15 protein-coding genes are annotated in these 13,291 nt (G+C 71.0%); 10 read left to right on the top strand and 5 right to left on the bottom strand.

From position 1 onward, the window contains the following. The first annotated feature begins 9 nt into the window (after window positions 1-9). The 7 genes from fdxA (at window position 10) to BUB75_RS07540 (ending at window position 7,424) form a co-directional block, all read left to right on the top strand. A complete protein-coding gene (fdxA, locus tag BUB75_RS07570) occupies window positions 10-327 on the top strand; it encodes a ferredoxin (RefSeq protein WP_073253358.1) in 318 nt (105 codons plus the stop codon). Further along, the gene (locus BUB75_RS07565) at window positions 315-1,310 is read left to right on the top strand and encodes an NAD(P)/FAD-dependent oxidoreductase (RefSeq protein ID WP_073253355.1); all 996 of its coding nucleotides are present in this window, start codon (window positions 315-317) and stop codon (window positions 1,308-1,310) included. Before fdxA ends, BUB75_RS07565 begins: the two co-directional genes overlap by 13 nt. After that, entirely contained in the window at window positions 1,307-2,038 is a 732-nt protein-coding gene (locus tag BUB75_RS07560) for an aldolase/citrate lyase family protein (RefSeq protein WP_073253352.1), read from the top strand. The genes BUB75_RS07565 and BUB75_RS07560 overlap by 4 nt, the downstream gene beginning before the upstream one ends. Further along, on the top strand, window positions 2,035-2,427 hold the full coding sequence (locus tag BUB75_RS07555; RefSeq protein ID WP_073253349.1) for a cupin domain-containing protein: 393 nt from the start codon (window positions 2,035-2,037) through the stop codon (window positions 2,425-2,427). The genes BUB75_RS07560 and BUB75_RS07555 overlap by 4 nt, the downstream gene beginning before the upstream one ends. Next, window positions 2,424-3,287 (top strand): ribokinase, encoded by an 864-nt coding sequence (locus BUB75_RS07550; protein ID WP_073253345.1) that lies wholly within the window; start codon window positions 2,424-2,426, stop codon window positions 3,285-3,287. Before BUB75_RS07555 ends, BUB75_RS07550 begins: the two co-directional genes overlap by 4 nt. Window positions 3,288-3,375: 88 nt before the next feature. Next, window positions 3,376-4,599 carry a GAF domain-containing sensor histidine kinase gene (locus tag BUB75_RS07545; protein WP_218617362.1) on the top strand — a complete coding sequence of 408 codons (1,224 nt, stop codon included), beginning with the start codon at window positions 3,376-3,378 and terminating at the stop codon, window positions 4,597-4,599. Continuing rightward, a complete protein-coding gene (locus BUB75_RS07540; RefSeq protein ID WP_073253336.1) occupies window positions 4,596-7,424 on the top strand; it encodes an ATP-binding protein in 2,829 nt (942 codons plus the stop codon). Before BUB75_RS07545 ends, BUB75_RS07540 begins: the two co-directional genes overlap by 4 nt. Here BUB75_RS07540 and BUB75_RS07535 read toward each other — a convergent pair. The 3 genes from BUB75_RS07535 to BUB75_RS07525 form a co-directional block, all read right to left on the bottom strand. Further along, the gene (locus tag BUB75_RS07535) at window positions 7,399-8,808 is read right to left on the bottom strand and encodes a sensor histidine kinase (protein WP_073253332.1); all 1,410 of its coding nucleotides are present in this window, start codon (window positions 8,806-8,808) and stop codon (window positions 7,399-7,401) included. The two genes, BUB75_RS07540 and BUB75_RS07535, sit on opposite strands and share 26 nt — an antisense overlap. Next, the gene (locus tag BUB75_RS07530) at window positions 8,805-9,512 is read right to left on the bottom strand and encodes a response regulator transcription factor (RefSeq protein WP_073255104.1); all 708 of its coding nucleotides are present in this window, start codon (window positions 9,510-9,512) and stop codon (window positions 8,805-8,807) included. The genes BUB75_RS07535 and BUB75_RS07530 overlap by 4 nt, the downstream gene beginning before the upstream one ends. Before the next feature lie 92 nt (window positions 9,513-9,604). Next, a complete protein-coding gene (locus tag BUB75_RS07525) occupies window positions 9,605-10,462 on the bottom strand; it encodes a LysR family transcriptional regulator (RefSeq protein WP_073255101.1) in 858 nt (285 codons plus the stop codon). 76 nt (window positions 10,463-10,538) lie between these two features. On the opposite strand from BUB75_RS07525, the gene BUB75_RS07520 reads away from it, so the two are divergent. Next, the gene (locus tag BUB75_RS07520; protein ID WP_073253329.1) at window positions 10,539-11,546 is read left to right on the top strand and encodes a bile acid:sodium symporter family protein; all 1,008 of its coding nucleotides are present in this window, start codon (window positions 10,539-10,541) and stop codon (window positions 11,544-11,546) included. A 73-nt stretch (window positions 11,547-11,619) separates the two neighbouring features. Beyond that, entirely contained in the window at window positions 11,620-11,958 is a 339-nt protein-coding gene (locus tag BUB75_RS07515) for a hypothetical protein (RefSeq protein WP_073253326.1), read from the top strand. Between the two features lie 4 nt (window positions 11,959-11,962). Here BUB75_RS07515 and BUB75_RS07510 read toward each other — a convergent pair whose 3' ends face one another. Both BUB75_RS07510 and rpmG read right to left on the bottom strand, forming a co-directional pair. Further along, the gene (locus tag BUB75_RS07510; RefSeq protein WP_143175073.1) at window positions 11,963-12,289 is read right to left on the bottom strand and encodes a hypothetical protein; all 327 of its coding nucleotides are present in this window, start codon (window positions 12,287-12,289) and stop codon (window positions 11,963-11,965) included. A gap of 267 nt (window positions 12,290-12,556) precedes the next feature. Continuing rightward, on the bottom strand, window positions 12,557-12,724 hold the full coding sequence (rpmG, locus tag BUB75_RS07505; protein ID WP_073253320.1) for a 50S ribosomal protein L33: 168 nt from the start codon (window positions 12,722-12,724) through the stop codon (window positions 12,557-12,559). A gap of 146 nt (window positions 12,725-12,870) precedes the next feature. On the opposite strand from rpmG, the gene BUB75_RS07500 reads away from it, so the two are divergent. Continuing rightward, window positions 12,871-13,119, top strand: a complete 249-nt coding sequence (locus tag BUB75_RS07500; protein ID WP_073253317.1) for a type B 50S ribosomal protein L31 — start codon at window positions 12,871-12,873, stop codon at window positions 13,117-13,119. The last annotated feature ends 172 nt before the right edge of the window (window positions 13,120-13,291 follow it).

Below are 13,291 nucleotides of genomic sequence, written 5' to 3'. Positions count from 1 at the left end.
GGCACCACCATGGCCTACGTCGTCACCGATGCCTGCATCGACGTCCAGGACCGCTCCTGCATCGAGGAGTGCCCGGTCGACTGCATCTACCCCGGTCCGCGGATGATGTACATCAACCCGGAGGAGTGCGTCGACTGCGGACGCTGCGAGCCCGCGTGCCCGGTCGTCTCGATCTACCACGAAGAGGACCTGCCCGGGGACAAGGAGCAGTTCGCCTCGATCAACGAGACCGTGTTCCTCACGCTCGGGGTCGGTTCGCCGGGGGGCGCCCGCAAGGTGCCGCCACTCCCGGCCGACCACGAAGAGGTGGCGTCGTGGACCAAGTAGACGTCGACGTCCTGATCATCGGCGCCGGTCCGGTCGGGCTCTACGGCGCGTACTACGCCGGGTTCCGCGGGATGTCGGTCGCGGTGCTGGACTCGCTGCCCGAGGTCGGCGGCCAGCTCGCGGCGCTGTACCCGGAGAAGAACATCTACGACGTCGCCGGGTTCCCGGCCGTGCGCGGCCAGGACCTCGTCGACGCGCTGTTCGAGCAGGCCCAGCAGTCGAAGCCGACGTTCCTGATGGAGCAGCGGGCGACGACGATCGAGGTGCACGACGACGGGGTCACGGTGACCGCCGTGGCGAGTACACCCGGCGACCCGGGCGTCACCGTGCACGCGAGAGCGATCCTGATCGCCGGTGGCATGGGCACGTTCGAGCCCAAGGAGTTGCCCGCTGGTGGTGACTTCGCGGGTCGTGGCCTGCGGTACTTCGTGCCGCGGCTGGCGGACCTGGCCGGACACGACGTGATCGTGGTGGGCGGTGGTGACTCGGCGGTCGACTGGGCGCTGGCACTGGAACCGGTGGCGAACAGCGTCGCGCTGGTGCACCGCCGGGACGCGTTCCGGGCGCACGAGAAGAGCGTCTCGAAGCTCCAGGAGTCCTCGGTCGAGCTGATCACCCCGTACGAGGTGGTGGCGGTGGACGGCGCGGACGCGGTGGAAACCGTCACGCTGGAGCACGTGGAGTCCAAGGAGACCATCTCCCGGGACGTGAAGACAATCGTCGCCGCGATCGGCTTCCTCACCGACCTGGGGCCGATGGCAGACTGGGGCATGGACCTCAAGCGCCGCCGGATCCTGGTCGACCGCACGCAGCGGACGAACCTGCCGCGGGTGTTCGCGGCCGGTGACATCGCGATGTACGAGGGCAAGGTCGCGCTGATCTCGGTGGGCTTCGGCGAGGCCGCGACCGCGATCAACCACATCGCGCCGCTGGTCAACTCACGCTGGAAGACCACCCCCGGCCACAGCTCGGACGCGCTGTGACCCGAGCGGAGCTGCGGGCCGCGCTGGCCACGGGCGTCCGGGGGACGTTCGTGAAGCTCGCGGGCGACGAGCCGATCGACCTCGCGAAGGCGGCGGGCGCCGACTTCGTGGTGGTCGACCTGGAGCACTCGCAGCTCTCCGAGGAGCAGGCCCGCCGTGCGGTGAGCCGGGCGACCGCGATCGGCCTGCCCGCGCTGGTGCGGATACCCACCGTGGATTCCGGGCTGATCAACCGGCTCCTGGAAGCGGGGGCGGCGGGCATCCAGCTCTCGACGCTCCGCTCCGCCGCACAAACGCGAGCCCTGACAACCGCCACCCGCTACGCCCCGGACGGCACCCGCAGCATCTCCCTCGCCCACCCGGGGGCCGGCTACAGCGGCGTCCCGCTCGCCGACTATCTGGCCACCGAGCGCGAAGAACCGCCGCTGCTCGTCGGCCAGATCGAGACGGCGACCACCGACGACCCGCTGCCGGACGTCGTCCGCGGCCTGGACGTGGTTTTTCTGGGCGTGACCGACCTCGCCGTGAGCATCGGCCTCGGCGACACGGCAGCGTTCGAAGAACGCGTCCGCGAGGTCCGGGCGGCGGGCCCGCTCACCGGCTCCTGGTGTGCCACCCCCGAGGCGGCCACGACCGCTGAGGCCGCCGGCGACCGGTACGTGGTCATCGGCTCCGACCTGCAGTTCCTGGCCGCCGCGCTGCGGAAGACCCTGGGAGAAACCCGATGAAGCTCAGCGAAGCGCTCTACCGGACGGTCGTGAACTGGGACGACGTCCCCGAGGACGTGATTCGGCCCGGCGTGCGGCGCCGGGTCTACAGCACCGACGAGGTCATGCTCTGCTGGCACTCGCTCTCGGTCGGCATGGACCTGCGGCCGCACTCACACGCCGACTTCGACCAGCTCGCGATGATCCTGGCGGGCGAGGCCGACTACTACATCGAGGGCACCCCGCACCGGATGACCGCGGGGTCGATGCTGCTGGTTCCGGCCGGTGCCGAGCACTACATCCAGCCGCTCACCGAGCCCTGCATCAACCTCGACGTGTTCGCGCCGCCGCGTGAGGACTACGCCGCCATCGCGGGCAAACTCCCTGCTGTGTTGAATGTGGGTCCATGAGCTCGTTCGAAATCGTCGTGGTGGGCAGCCTCAACGTTGACGTCACGGTCGACGTCCCGCAGGCGCCCGAAGCTGGTCAGACCCTGCTGGGTGGCGACGCCCGCCGTAGCGGCGGTGGCAAGGGCGGTAACCAGGCCGTGGCCGCGGCGCGGCTGGGACGCAGCACCGCGATGGTCGGTGCGGTCGGCGCCTCCGACGGCGAGTTCCTGCTGAGCCTCCTGCGCGGCGAGAACATCGACATCAGCGGCGTCCGGCAGGTCGAAGCCCCGACCGGGCAGGCGTTCGTCTTCGTCGACACCGAGGGCGACAGCACGATCGTGGTGAGCCCCGGCGCGAACGACCACGTGGAGGTCGACCGCGAGCTGGTGGCCGCCGCCCGCTGCGTCCTGCTCCAGCAGGAGGTGCCCGCGGCGGTGGTCGAGGAAGCCGCGTCGGTGGCCAACGGGATCGTCGTGCTGAACCCGGCGCCCGCTCGGCCGGTCGCCCCGTCGCTGCTGGCCAACGTCGACGTGCTGGTGCCCAACCGCGGTGAGCTGCTGGGCCTGGCCGGCGGCGTCGACCGGGGTGACCTGGTGCAGCTCGCCCAGAACCTGGGCACCCGTGGCCCGGTCGTCGTCACGCTCGGCGCCCAGGGGTGCCTGGTCGTCGAGGCAGAGCGGTCGACGCGGGTGCCCGCCGAGCAGGTCAAGGCCGTGGACGCGACCGCGGCGGGCGACAGCTTCTGCGCCGCGATCGCCGACGCGCTGCTCGACGGCGCGGACATCGTCGAGGCCGCGCGCTGGGCGACCAGGGTCGCCGCGGTCACCGTCACCCGCCAGGGCGCGATGGCGTCGCTACCGACCAAGGACGAACTCGCCTGACCCCCTGATTGGTGGCTACGGCCTGCTCAGGAACCCCGTCGATCTGCCGTATCGGTCGGTGAGACATCCGACGTCGGGGGGTCGAGCGGTGACCGTAACCAACGGGGTGCAGGCGGAGGAGGCCCGGCTGGCGGTCCTGCGCGGCCATCGGATCATGGATACCGAGGCCGAGCCGGAGTTCGACGACATCGCCCTGCTCGCCGCCGAGATCTGCGGCACCCCGATCGCGATGGTCAGCCTGGTCGACGACGAGCGTCAGTGGTTCAAGGCGCGGGTCGGTGTGCCGTACGACGAGGGGTGCCGGGACTCCGCGTTCTGCGCGCACGCGCTGGAGCAGCAGGACGTGCTCGAGGTGCCGGACGCCGTGAGCGATCCGCGGTTCGCGACGAATCCGCTGGTGCTGGGCGAGCCGTTCATCCGGTTCTACGCCGGTGCGCCGCTGCGGGTGGAGGGCGGCGTCAGCCTGGGCACGGTGTGCGTGGTCGACCATCAGCCGCGCACGCTCACCCCGTCCCAGCGTCGCGCGCTACGGGCGCTGGCCAGGCACGCGGCCGCCGAGATCGAGCTGCGCTCGTACGCGCGCCGGACCGCGGACGTCAACCGGCGCGTCGTCGAACTGGAAGACCTCAAGAATCGGATCCTCACCACGGTCAGCCACGAGCTGCGGACGCCGCTGTCGTCGATCCGCGGTTACCTCGAACTGCTGCTCGACGACGCCGACCCGCTCGACCAGGAGACCGGCCGGGACTTCCTCGCGGTGATCCAGCGCAACGCCCACCGCCTGACCAGCCTGGTCGACGACATGCTGTTGGCGACCAAGGTCGGCTCCGAGGGCATCGAAGTGGTCCGGGTGCCGATCGACCTGGCCGACCTGGTAGCCGCGGTGGTCGCGGGGAGCCGTCCGCTGGCCGAGCACAAGGGCCTGGAGGTGTCGTTCGAGAAACCCGGGCCGGTCATCGTCGCCGGGTCGCACCGCGAGCTGACCCAGGCGCTGCAGCACGTCGTGCTCAACGCGATCAAGTTCACGACCGACGGCGCGATCACCGTGCAGGTCACCGGCGAGCCGAGGCCCACGGTCATCGTCACCGACACCGGTACCGGCATCGACGAGGGGGAGATCCCGCGGCTGTTCGACCCGTTCTACCGGTCCGAGACCGCTGAGGCGGCGGCGATCCAGGGCCCGGGCCTCGGGCTCACGCTGGTGCGGGCGATCGTCAACGCGCACGGCGGCCAGGTCGACCTGCGGAGCAGGCTCGGCGCGGGCACCACGGTCGTTCTGCAGTTCCCGCCCTCGGCCGAAGTGCTGGTATGACCGTCAGCGAGTCACGGGTAACCGATCCGGAGCGGCTGCGTGTCCTCGCCGCGACCGGTCTGCTGGACGGGCCGTCGGTCGAAGTGTTGGACCGGCTGACCGGCCTCGCGACCCGGGTGATCGGCGCGCCGGTGGCGCTCGTCTCGCTGGTGGACGCCGGTCGGCAGTTCTTCGTCAGCGCGGTGGGCCTGCCCGAGCCCTGGGCCGGGCGCAGGCAGACGCCGCTGAGCCACTCGTTCTGCCAGCACGTGGTGCGAACCGGCGCCCCGCTGGTGGTCAGCGACGCCCGCGCCGACGAGTTGCTCTGTACGAACCTGGCCATCCCCGACATCGGCGTGATCGCGTACGCCGGGTTCCCGCTGCACTCGCCGGACGGATACGCGCTCGGCTCGTTCTGCGTCATCGACACCCGGCCCCGCGTGTGGACGCCTGCCGAGCTGGCGATCGTCGAGGACCTGGCGGCGGCGGCCGAGTCCGAGCTGGCCGTGCGGCTCAGCCACGCCCGGGTGGTGCGGGAGACCCAGCAGACCGCGGCGATCCTGGCGGCGGCAACCGACGCGTTCGTCTCGGCGAACGTCGACGGCACGGTACGGATCTGGAACGCGGCCGCCGAGCGGCTGTTCGGCTGGACGGCGTCCGAGGCGATGGGCAGGCCGCTGACCGACCTGATCATCCCGGAGCGGTTCCGCGCCGCGCACGACGCCGGGATGCAGCGGGTCCGGGAGAGCGGCCGGTCGACGCTGGCCGGGCAGCGACTCGAACTGGCGGCGCTGGACCGGGAGGGCAGGGAGTTCCCGGTCGAGATGGTGCTGCAGGCCCAGACGATCGACGACGGGATGGCCTTCCACGCGTTCCTGCACGACATCAGCGAGCGGCATCGCGTCCGGGCGGAGCTGGACCGCGAACGGACGTTCCTCGCGTCACTGCTCGACAGCCTGGAGAGCGGCGTGGCGGCCTGCGACGCCGAGGGACGGCTGGTGCTGGTCAACCGGGCCCTCCGGGAACAGGACGTGCTGGCGGACGGTCTGCGCAGCGACACCTGGGCCGAGCAGTACGGCCTCTACGGGGCGGACGGCGTGACGCCGCTGGCCGCGAGCGACGTCCCGCTCGCCCGCGCGTTTCACGGCGAGACCGTGCACCGGGCCGACCTCGTCGTCCGCCGCCCGGGGAGGCCGCCCCGGCAGTACCGGGCCAACGCCCAGCCGATCCGCGCCGCCGACGGCCGCCGGCTGGGTGCGGTGGTGGCCCTGCACGACGTCACGGCTGCCGTGCGCACCGGGTTGCTGCGCGACGTCCAGCACGCGGTGGCGACCAGCCTCGTGGATGCCCGGACGATCGCGGACGCGGCCACCCGGACCGTGGGCGCGGTGGCGGGTGGCCTGGGCTGGGTGCGTGGCGAGTACTGGCAACTCAGCGACGACGAGCAGACGCTCACCCGCATCGGCTCCTGGACGGCGCAGGGCAAAAAGTTGGCAGAACCGGAAACCTGCGGCTTCGCGGATCAGGTTCGGGCCACGGCCAAGCCACTCCAGGCGGCGGATCCGGTCCCGACGCTCGGGCTCCCGGTCCGCAGCGGGGACCGGGTCCTCGGCGTGCTGGTGTTCCTGCACGACGGTCCGATGGACGTCGACGCCGACCTGCTCAGCCGGTTGGACGGGATCAGCGCGCACGTCGGCCGGTTCGTCGAACGCCGCCGTGCCGAGGCGGCGCGGCAGGCGTTCGAGCGGGTGGTCTCCGCCATCGACGACTACGTCTGGACCGTCGAGGTCACCCGGGACGGGGGTGCCCGGCTGATCTACGCCAGCCCGAACGGCGCCGCGGTCTTCGGTGCCGACCTGCGGACGCCGGACGGCGAGACCGTCCAGCTGACCGATCTCGTCCACCGGGAGGACGCCGCCGCGCTGGAGGCGTTCCAGGCGGGGGTGCGGGAGGGCCGCGCGAGCGAGTTGGAGGCGCGTTTTGTCGGCGCGGACGGTGTGGTGCGGTGGATCTGGACTCGGTCGGTGCCCCGCCAGGAGGACGGGCGGCTGTTCATCGACGGGATCTGCACCGACGTCACCGAGCGCCACCGGATCTCCGCGGAACGCGAAGCGCTGCTGGAACGCGAGCAGCAACAGGTCCGTGAGCTGCGGGAACTCGACCGGATGAAGGACGAGTTGGTGGCGCTGGTGACCCACGAACTCCGCTCGCCGATCACCTCGATCCGCGGCTACCTGGAGCTGGTCCTGGACGAGGCCGAAGCGTGCACACCGCAGGCGGGCGACTTCCTCCGCATCATCGAGCGCAAGGCCGCCGACCTCCAGCAGCTCACCGACGACCTGCTGGACCTCGCGCGCCTGGACGCCGGCGAGATCTCGGTGGACCCGCGCCCGGTCTCGCTGACGCGGTTGCTCAACGAGGTCGCCACCGACCACCGGCCCGCCGCGGAGGCGAAACACCTGACCGTCGACGTCGCGACCGACGGCCCGGTCGTGGTCCCGGTCGACCCGACCCGGTTCCGGCAGGTGCTCACGAACGTGCTCTCGAACGCGGTCAAGTACACGCCGGAGGGCGGCCGGGTCACGGTCCGGGCGGTGCGCGCGGACGACATCGTGACGGTCAGCGTCGCTGACACCGGCATCGGTATCCCGGCCGACCAGTACGCGCGGTTGTTCGAACGGTTCTTCCGGACGAGCAACGCGGTGCAGCAGGGGATCAAGGGCACCGGGCTCGGGCTGGCGATCACCAGGGCCATCGTCGAGCGGCACGGCGGCACGATCACCGCGCGGCCGGGGACGCCGACCGGCACGGTCTTCACGATCACGCTCCCGGCAGCGACACCGTGAACGTCGTGCCCCGGCCCGGTTCGAGCAGCACCGTGCCGTCGTGGGCCTGCACGATCGCCTTGACGATCGCGAGGCCCAGCCCGGCGCCTGCCCGGGACGGCGTGGTCGTGCTGCCCCGGTAGAACCGGTCGAACAGGTGCTCGCGGTCGGCGTCCGGGATCCCGGGGCCGTCGTCGGAGACGGTCAGCACGACCCGGTCGGACACCGTGGTGACGGCCACCCGCACCGCGGTGCCCTCCGGGGTGTGCCGGAACGCATTGCCGACCAGGTTGCGGACGACCTGCCGGATCCGCTCGGGGTCGCCGAGGATGGTGGCCGGACCCGGGTCGTCCAGCGTCAGCGGGCGGTCGGCGTCGAGGACCCGGGCATCCGCGCAGACCTCGGCGGCCAGCGCGGCGACGTCGACCGTCTCCTGCTCCAGCGGACGCCGCTCGTCGAGCCGGGCGAGCAGCAGCAGGTCCTCCACCAGCACGCCGACCTCGGCCGACTTCTCGGCGATCCGGGTCATCGCGACCTCGACGCCGTCCGGCTGCGGCAGCGCGCCCTGGAAGTAGAGGTCCGCCCAGCCCTGGATCGTCGTCATCGGGGTGCGCAGCTCGTGCGAGGCGTCCGCGACGAACCGACGTAGCTGGTCCTCGGCGGTGCGCCGCTGGTCGAACGCCTGGTTCAGGACTCCCGCGAGGCGACCGATCTCGTCCTGGCGCCGGGGCGCCGGAATGCGCTGGTCGCGGTCGCCCGCGGCGACAGCGGCGGCGGCCGTGGCGATCGCGCCGACCGGCCGCAGACCGATCCGGATCACCGCGAGCGAGAGCGCGGCGACCGCTACCAGCGCCACCCCGCTCGCGATCACCTCGGTGACGAGCAGCTGGTTCAACGTGCCCTGGTTGGTGTCGCGCGGGGCGACGACCACGACGCCGCTGAACGCCCGGTTGATGGTCGCGTCGTCGGGGTCGTCGAACTGCCGGTACAGCACGCGGCTCGGCACCCCCTCGATGTCGAGGTACGAGTAGCCGACCGGCACCTCGCCGCGGGTGAAGCGGGCACCGAGACCGCCGTCGCCGGACTCCTCGTACGTCCGGATCCCTCCGCCGGTCGCGAGCGCGATGTCGTCCCCGCGGCCCGGGGTGACCATGAGTGCTCCCGACGCGGGGCGCGCCAGCCGGGCGGGGAACGTGAACGCGATCTCGAACCCGTTGTCGCCCTGGAAGGTGGGGTCGATGTTCTGGCGGAGCTCCTCGGCGGTCGCGGCGAGGTCGTCGTCGAGGCGGGCCTTGAGGTAGGAGTCGAGCGTGACGTAGAGCGCGACGTCGGTGCCGACGAGGCCGAGCGTCACCAGGAGCACGATGCCGGCGAGCAGGCGGGCGCGGAGCGTGATGGGCTTCATCGGGCCGGCGTCCGCAGCACGTAACCGAAGCCGCGCACGGTGTGCAGCAGCGGTGGATCCACCACGTCGACCCGCTTCCGCAGGTGCGACATGAACTTCTCGACGACGCCCGCGTCGCCGCCGAAGTCGTACTGCCAGACCCGCTCGAGGATCTGGGCCTTCGAGACCACCCGTCCGGCGTTCTGCAGCAGGTAGCGCAGCAGGCGGTACTCGGTCGGTGACAGCTCGATCAGCCGGTCGCCGCGGCGGACCTCGTGCGTGTCGTCGTCCATCCGCAGGTCGGCGTAGGCCAGCGCCGGGGGCGCGTCGCCCCGCACCCGGCGGAGCAGCGCGTGTGCCCTAGCGATGACCTCGGCGACGCTGAACGGCTTCGTGACGTAGTCGTCGCCGCCGAGCACCAGACCGGTGACCTTGTCGTTCGTCGCGTCCCGGGCGGTGAGGAACAGGACGGGGCAGCGGTGGCCGTCCCGCCGTAGCCGCCGGGCCACGTCGAAGCCGTCGATGTCGGGCAGCATCACGTCCAGGATCACCAGCTCCGCGCCGTGCTCACCGAGCAGCCGTAAGGCCTGGGTGCCGGTGTCTGCCGCGGTCGGGGTGAACCCGGCGAATCGCAGGGTGGTCACCAGGAGCTCGGCGATTCGGGGATCGTCGTCGACGACCAGTACCCGGGCCGCTCCGGCGTCGAGGTCAGCGAGATCGGTCACCGGCTCAGCGTCCCGCGGAGCGGTCACCCCGAACAGGGATCCTTGCGAACGGTCAGCAAACCGTCAGCCGGCCGGCGATCAGCTGTCGGGACTCACAGGTTGTCGGGGTGCGCCCCGGCGGTGCGGATCGCGGCCGCGAGGGTCTCGGCCGACTCCGGCACCGAGCGGTCGGTGCGCAGCAGGACGAACTCGACGTCGCCGAGCGGTGGTAGGCGGTACTGCGGTGGCACCTCGGACAGCCCGGCAGGCCCCAGGCGCTGCACGAACGGCACCACGCCGAGGCCACCCAGCGCGGCGGCGGCCAACCCGTTGAGGCTCGCGCTCGTGCACACCGTCCGCCACGGACGCCGCTGCTCGGCCAGCACCGCGAGCGCGCGTTCCCGGGTCAGGCTCGGCGGCGGGTAGATGATCAGCGGAACCGGCCCCGCCGGGTCGAGCCGCAGGTCCGGGACGCCGAGCCAGGCCAGCTTCTCCCGGTACACGAGCTGACCGTCGGACTGGCCGTCCAGCCGCTTGGCGAAGACCAGGTCGAGCTCCCCGGCGCGCAGGCGGTCGTGCAGCACCCCGCTCAGCTCGACGGTCAGCTCCAGGTCGACGAGCGGGTGCGTGCGCCGGAAGTCACGGAGGATCCGCGGCAACTGGGTCAGCGCGAGGTCCTGCGAGACGCCGAACCGCAGCCGCCCGCGCAGCTCCGACCCGGCGAAGTACCCGGCTGCCTGCTCGTGGATTTCCGCCAGCGCCCGCGCGAACCCGAGCATCGCCTCACCATCGGCGGTCAGCAGGACCGTGTGGGTGTCGCGCAGGAACAGCGGCCGGCCGGTCGCCTGCTCGAGCTTGCGGACGTGCTGGCTGACCGTCGACTGCTGGACGCCCAGCTCGGCCGCGGCCCTGGTGAAGCTTCGCACGCGAGCCACGGCGAGGAACGAACGCAGCTGCACCGGGTCGAACATCATCACATTTTATGATCACAGTCAGAGCGGTGATCGCACTTCACGATCTCCGCGGCGTGCCGCAGAGTTGATCACCATGCTCCGTCGTTTCCGCCCCGACCCGTACATCGTCGCGCTGCTCACGATGGTGGCGCTCGCGTCCGCGCTGCCGGCCCGGGGCGTCGTCGAGGACGTTCTCGACCAGCTGATCGTCGTCGCCATCGGCTTTTTGTTCTTCCTGTACGGCGCGCGGCTGTCGACGGAAACCGTGATCGCAGGCATCAAGCACTGGCGGTTGCACCTGCTGGTGCTGGCGTTCACGTTCGTGCTGTTCCCGGTGCTCGGGCTGGTGATCCGGTTGCTGCCGGACGCGGTGCTCTCGTCCGAGCTGGCCGCCGGTGTTGTGTTCCTGTGCCTGTTGCCGTCGACCGTGCAGTCGTCGATCGCGTTCGTGTCGATCGCGAAGGGCAACGTGGCGGCGGCGATCTGCACGGCGTCCCTGTCGAACGTGCTCGGCGTGGTGCTGACGCCCGTGCTGGTCGCGGTGCTGCTCAGCGACACCGGGATGAGCTTCTCCGGTGGCACGGTGCTGAAGATCGTCGTCCAGCTGCTGGTGCCGTTCGCGCTCGGGCAGGCGCTGCGGCCGTGGATCGGCGGGTTCGTCGGACGGCACAAGAAGGTGCTCGGACTGCTCGATCGCGGCTCGATCCTGCTGGTCGTCTACACCGCGTTCAGCGGAGCGGTCGTGGCGGGCGTCTGGAGCAGCCTCTCCGGGTGGGACCTGGTCGCGCTGGTGGCCGTGTGTGTCGTGCTGCTCGCTGCGGTGCTGCTGATCACCGGCTTCGTCTCGCGGAAGCTCGGCTTCAACCGCGAGGACCGGATCACGATCGTCTTCGCGGGCTCGAAGAAGAGCCTCGCCACCGGCGTGCCGATGGCGACGGTCCTGTTCGCCGGTACCGGTGCCGGCCTGGTGATCCTGCCGCTGATGCTCTTCCACCAACTGCAGCTGATCGTCTGCGCGGTGCTGGCCCGCCGTTGGGGTGCTGCTCCTGCTTCGTCGGACGCTGACTCGCCTGCCACCGCGCCCACGCCGGCCACCGCCTGACGTCGGTTACCCGACTCGCGCGCAGGGTAGAAGTACTCATCGCTCGGGGCGCGCGGCTCGGCACGCTCGGACCATGGTTACGGAGCGCCGCCGCAGCTCGGCACTGGAGATTGTCCTGACGACGTTCGCGCTGATCGTGCTCGGCGCGTGGTTCGTGGCGATGTGCCTCTACGGGCCGTTCCTCGCGCTCGTCGGTCCGGACTGCGATGCGGATCGCGGACTGGCCTGCACCGTAGCCGGAGGCTGGCTGATGATCAGCCTGCCTGCGGTGTCGACGTTGATCGCGTTGATCGTCGCGCTGTTCGGCTTCCGCTACCGCGGGTGGGGGCGCGCCGGTGTCATCGGCGCGGCCTACCTTGTGCCGCCGCTCGGGCTCGCGATCGCCATCCAGATGGCGGGGGGCGCGTTCTGAGCGCTCAGAGGCGGAACACGAACGCGTAGGAGATCGCGGCAGCGACGAGCGCCCCGATCACCGCGCCGAGGATCGTCCAGCCGAACGGGAACGCCAGCAGCACGAACGTCAGCACTCCGGCGACGGCGGGAACCACCGGCTTCGGAACGGCCGGGATCGTCGGGCGGTGGTCGGTGTGCGGGTCGGGGGTGGCGTCGGCCTCCTCCCGGTCTTCCGCGATCTCCGCGGGGGAGCGGGTGTCGACCTCGTCGTAGGTCGTGGCGAGCGCGTCGTGGTGCGGATCCGAGTCGAGGTCGGTGGAACGATCCGCGTCCGAGGGGTTCACAGTCATGTCGTGTCGCTACCCGGCGGACGCGCACACGAAAACGCCCGGCCTTCTCGGCCGGGCGTCGCGCTGGGGTCAGCGTTCCTCGTGGAGCTCCGCGTGGCGACCTGCGTCTCGGCACGGTGTCGTACTTCGGGGGTGTCAGCGTTCCTCGCGGAACTCCACGTGGCGACCTGCGTCTCGGCACGGTGTCGTACCTCGGGGGTGTCAGCGTTCCTCGCGGAACTCCACGTGGCGACCTGCGTCTCGGCACGGTGTCGTACTTCGGGGGTGTCAGCGTTCCTCGCGGAACTCCACGTGGCGACCTACGCGGGGGTCGTACTTCGTCAGCGTGAGCCGGTCGGGGTCGTTCCGCCGGTTCTTCCGGGTGACGTACGTGAAGCCGGTGCCCGCGGTCGACCGCAGCTTGACTACCGGGCGGAGCTCGTTGCCCTTGGCCATTTCTCTCTCCCACTCGCCGGAGCTTGCGGTTAGTGTAACGAAAACCATGTTCAAGTATTCCGCCGTGCGCGGGAACATGTGACCAGTGGGTTGGGTTATCCAACCGAGCGGCCAGAAAGTGGCCGCGAACAGAGAGGAACGTCGGCATGAAGCCTGGTATCCACCCCGAGTACCGCCCGGTGGTGTTCCGTGACCGGTCGGCGGACGTGGCGTTCCTGACCCGCTCGACGGTGACCACGAGCCGCACGATCGAGTGGTCGGACGGCACCACATACCCGCTGGTCGAGGTCGACATCTCGTCGGCCAGCCACCCGTTCTACACCGGTAAGCAGCGCATCCTCGACAGCGCCGGTCGCGTCGAGAAGTTCCGCGCTCGCTACGCGAAGAAGAAGTAAGCCCCGCTCCCGGGAGCCCACAGGGCCGTTGGTTAGGGCCCTTGGGCTACCGGGGGAGGCTTGTGTGCGCGTGGTGCGTGCGCTCGGGCTGCTCGTCGCGGTCGTCGTACGCGGCACGGCGCGGCCGAATCGATGCGGACCCAGGGATTTCTCAAAACTAACAGTGTTTGCC

Source organism: Cryptosporangium aurantiacum (assembly GCF_900143005.1).
Classification (GTDB): domain Bacteria; phylum Actinomycetota; class Actinomycetes; order Mycobacteriales; family Cryptosporangiaceae; genus Cryptosporangium; species Cryptosporangium aurantiacum.
The sequence above is the reverse complement of the archived record's forward strand: the minus strand, read 5'-3'. Positions and strand labels throughout refer to the sequence as shown.

Bases quoted from the DNA above. Each gene is read 5' to 3' on its own strand.
- BUB75_RS07520 (WP_073253329.1), top strand. From the start codon at position 10,539: ATGCTCCGTCGTTTCCGCCCCGACCCGTACATCGTCGCGCTGCTCACG.
- BUB75_RS07510 (WP_143175073.1), bottom strand. From the start codon at position 12,289: ATGACTGTGAACCCCTCGGACGCGGATCGTTCCACCGACCTCGACTCG.
- BUB75_RS07540 (WP_073253336.1), top strand. From the start codon at position 4,596: ATGACCGTCAGCGAGTCACGGGTAACCGATCCGGAGCGGCTGCGTGTC.
- fdxA (WP_073253358.1), top strand. From the start codon at position 10: ATGGCCTACGTCGTCACCGATGCCTGCATCGACGTCCAGGACCGCTCC.
- BUB75_RS07550 (WP_073253345.1), top strand. From the start codon at position 2,424: ATGAGCTCGTTCGAAATCGTCGTGGTGGGCAGCCTCAACGTTGACGTC.
- BUB75_RS07525 (WP_073255101.1), bottom strand. From the start codon at position 10,462: ATGTTCGACCCGGTGCAGCTGCGTTCGTTCCTCGCCGTGGCTCGCGTG.
- BUB75_RS07535 (WP_073253332.1), bottom strand. From the start codon at position 8,808: ATGAAGCCCATCACGCTCCGCGCCCGCCTGCTCGCCGGCATCGTGCTC.
- rpmG (WP_073253320.1), bottom strand. From the start codon at position 12,724: ATGGCCAAGGGCAACGAGCTCCGCCCGGTAGTCAAGCTGCGGTCGACC.
- BUB75_RS07555 (WP_073253349.1), top strand. From the start codon at position 2,035: ATGAAGCTCAGCGAAGCGCTCTACCGGACGGTCGTGAACTGGGACGAC.
- BUB75_RS07515 (WP_073253326.1), top strand. From the start codon at position 11,620: ATGGTTACGGAGCGCCGCCGCAGCTCGGCACTGGAGATTGTCCTGACG.
- BUB75_RS07500 (WP_073253317.1), top strand. From the start codon at position 12,871: ATGAAGCCTGGTATCCACCCCGAGTACCGCCCGGTGGTGTTCCGTGAC.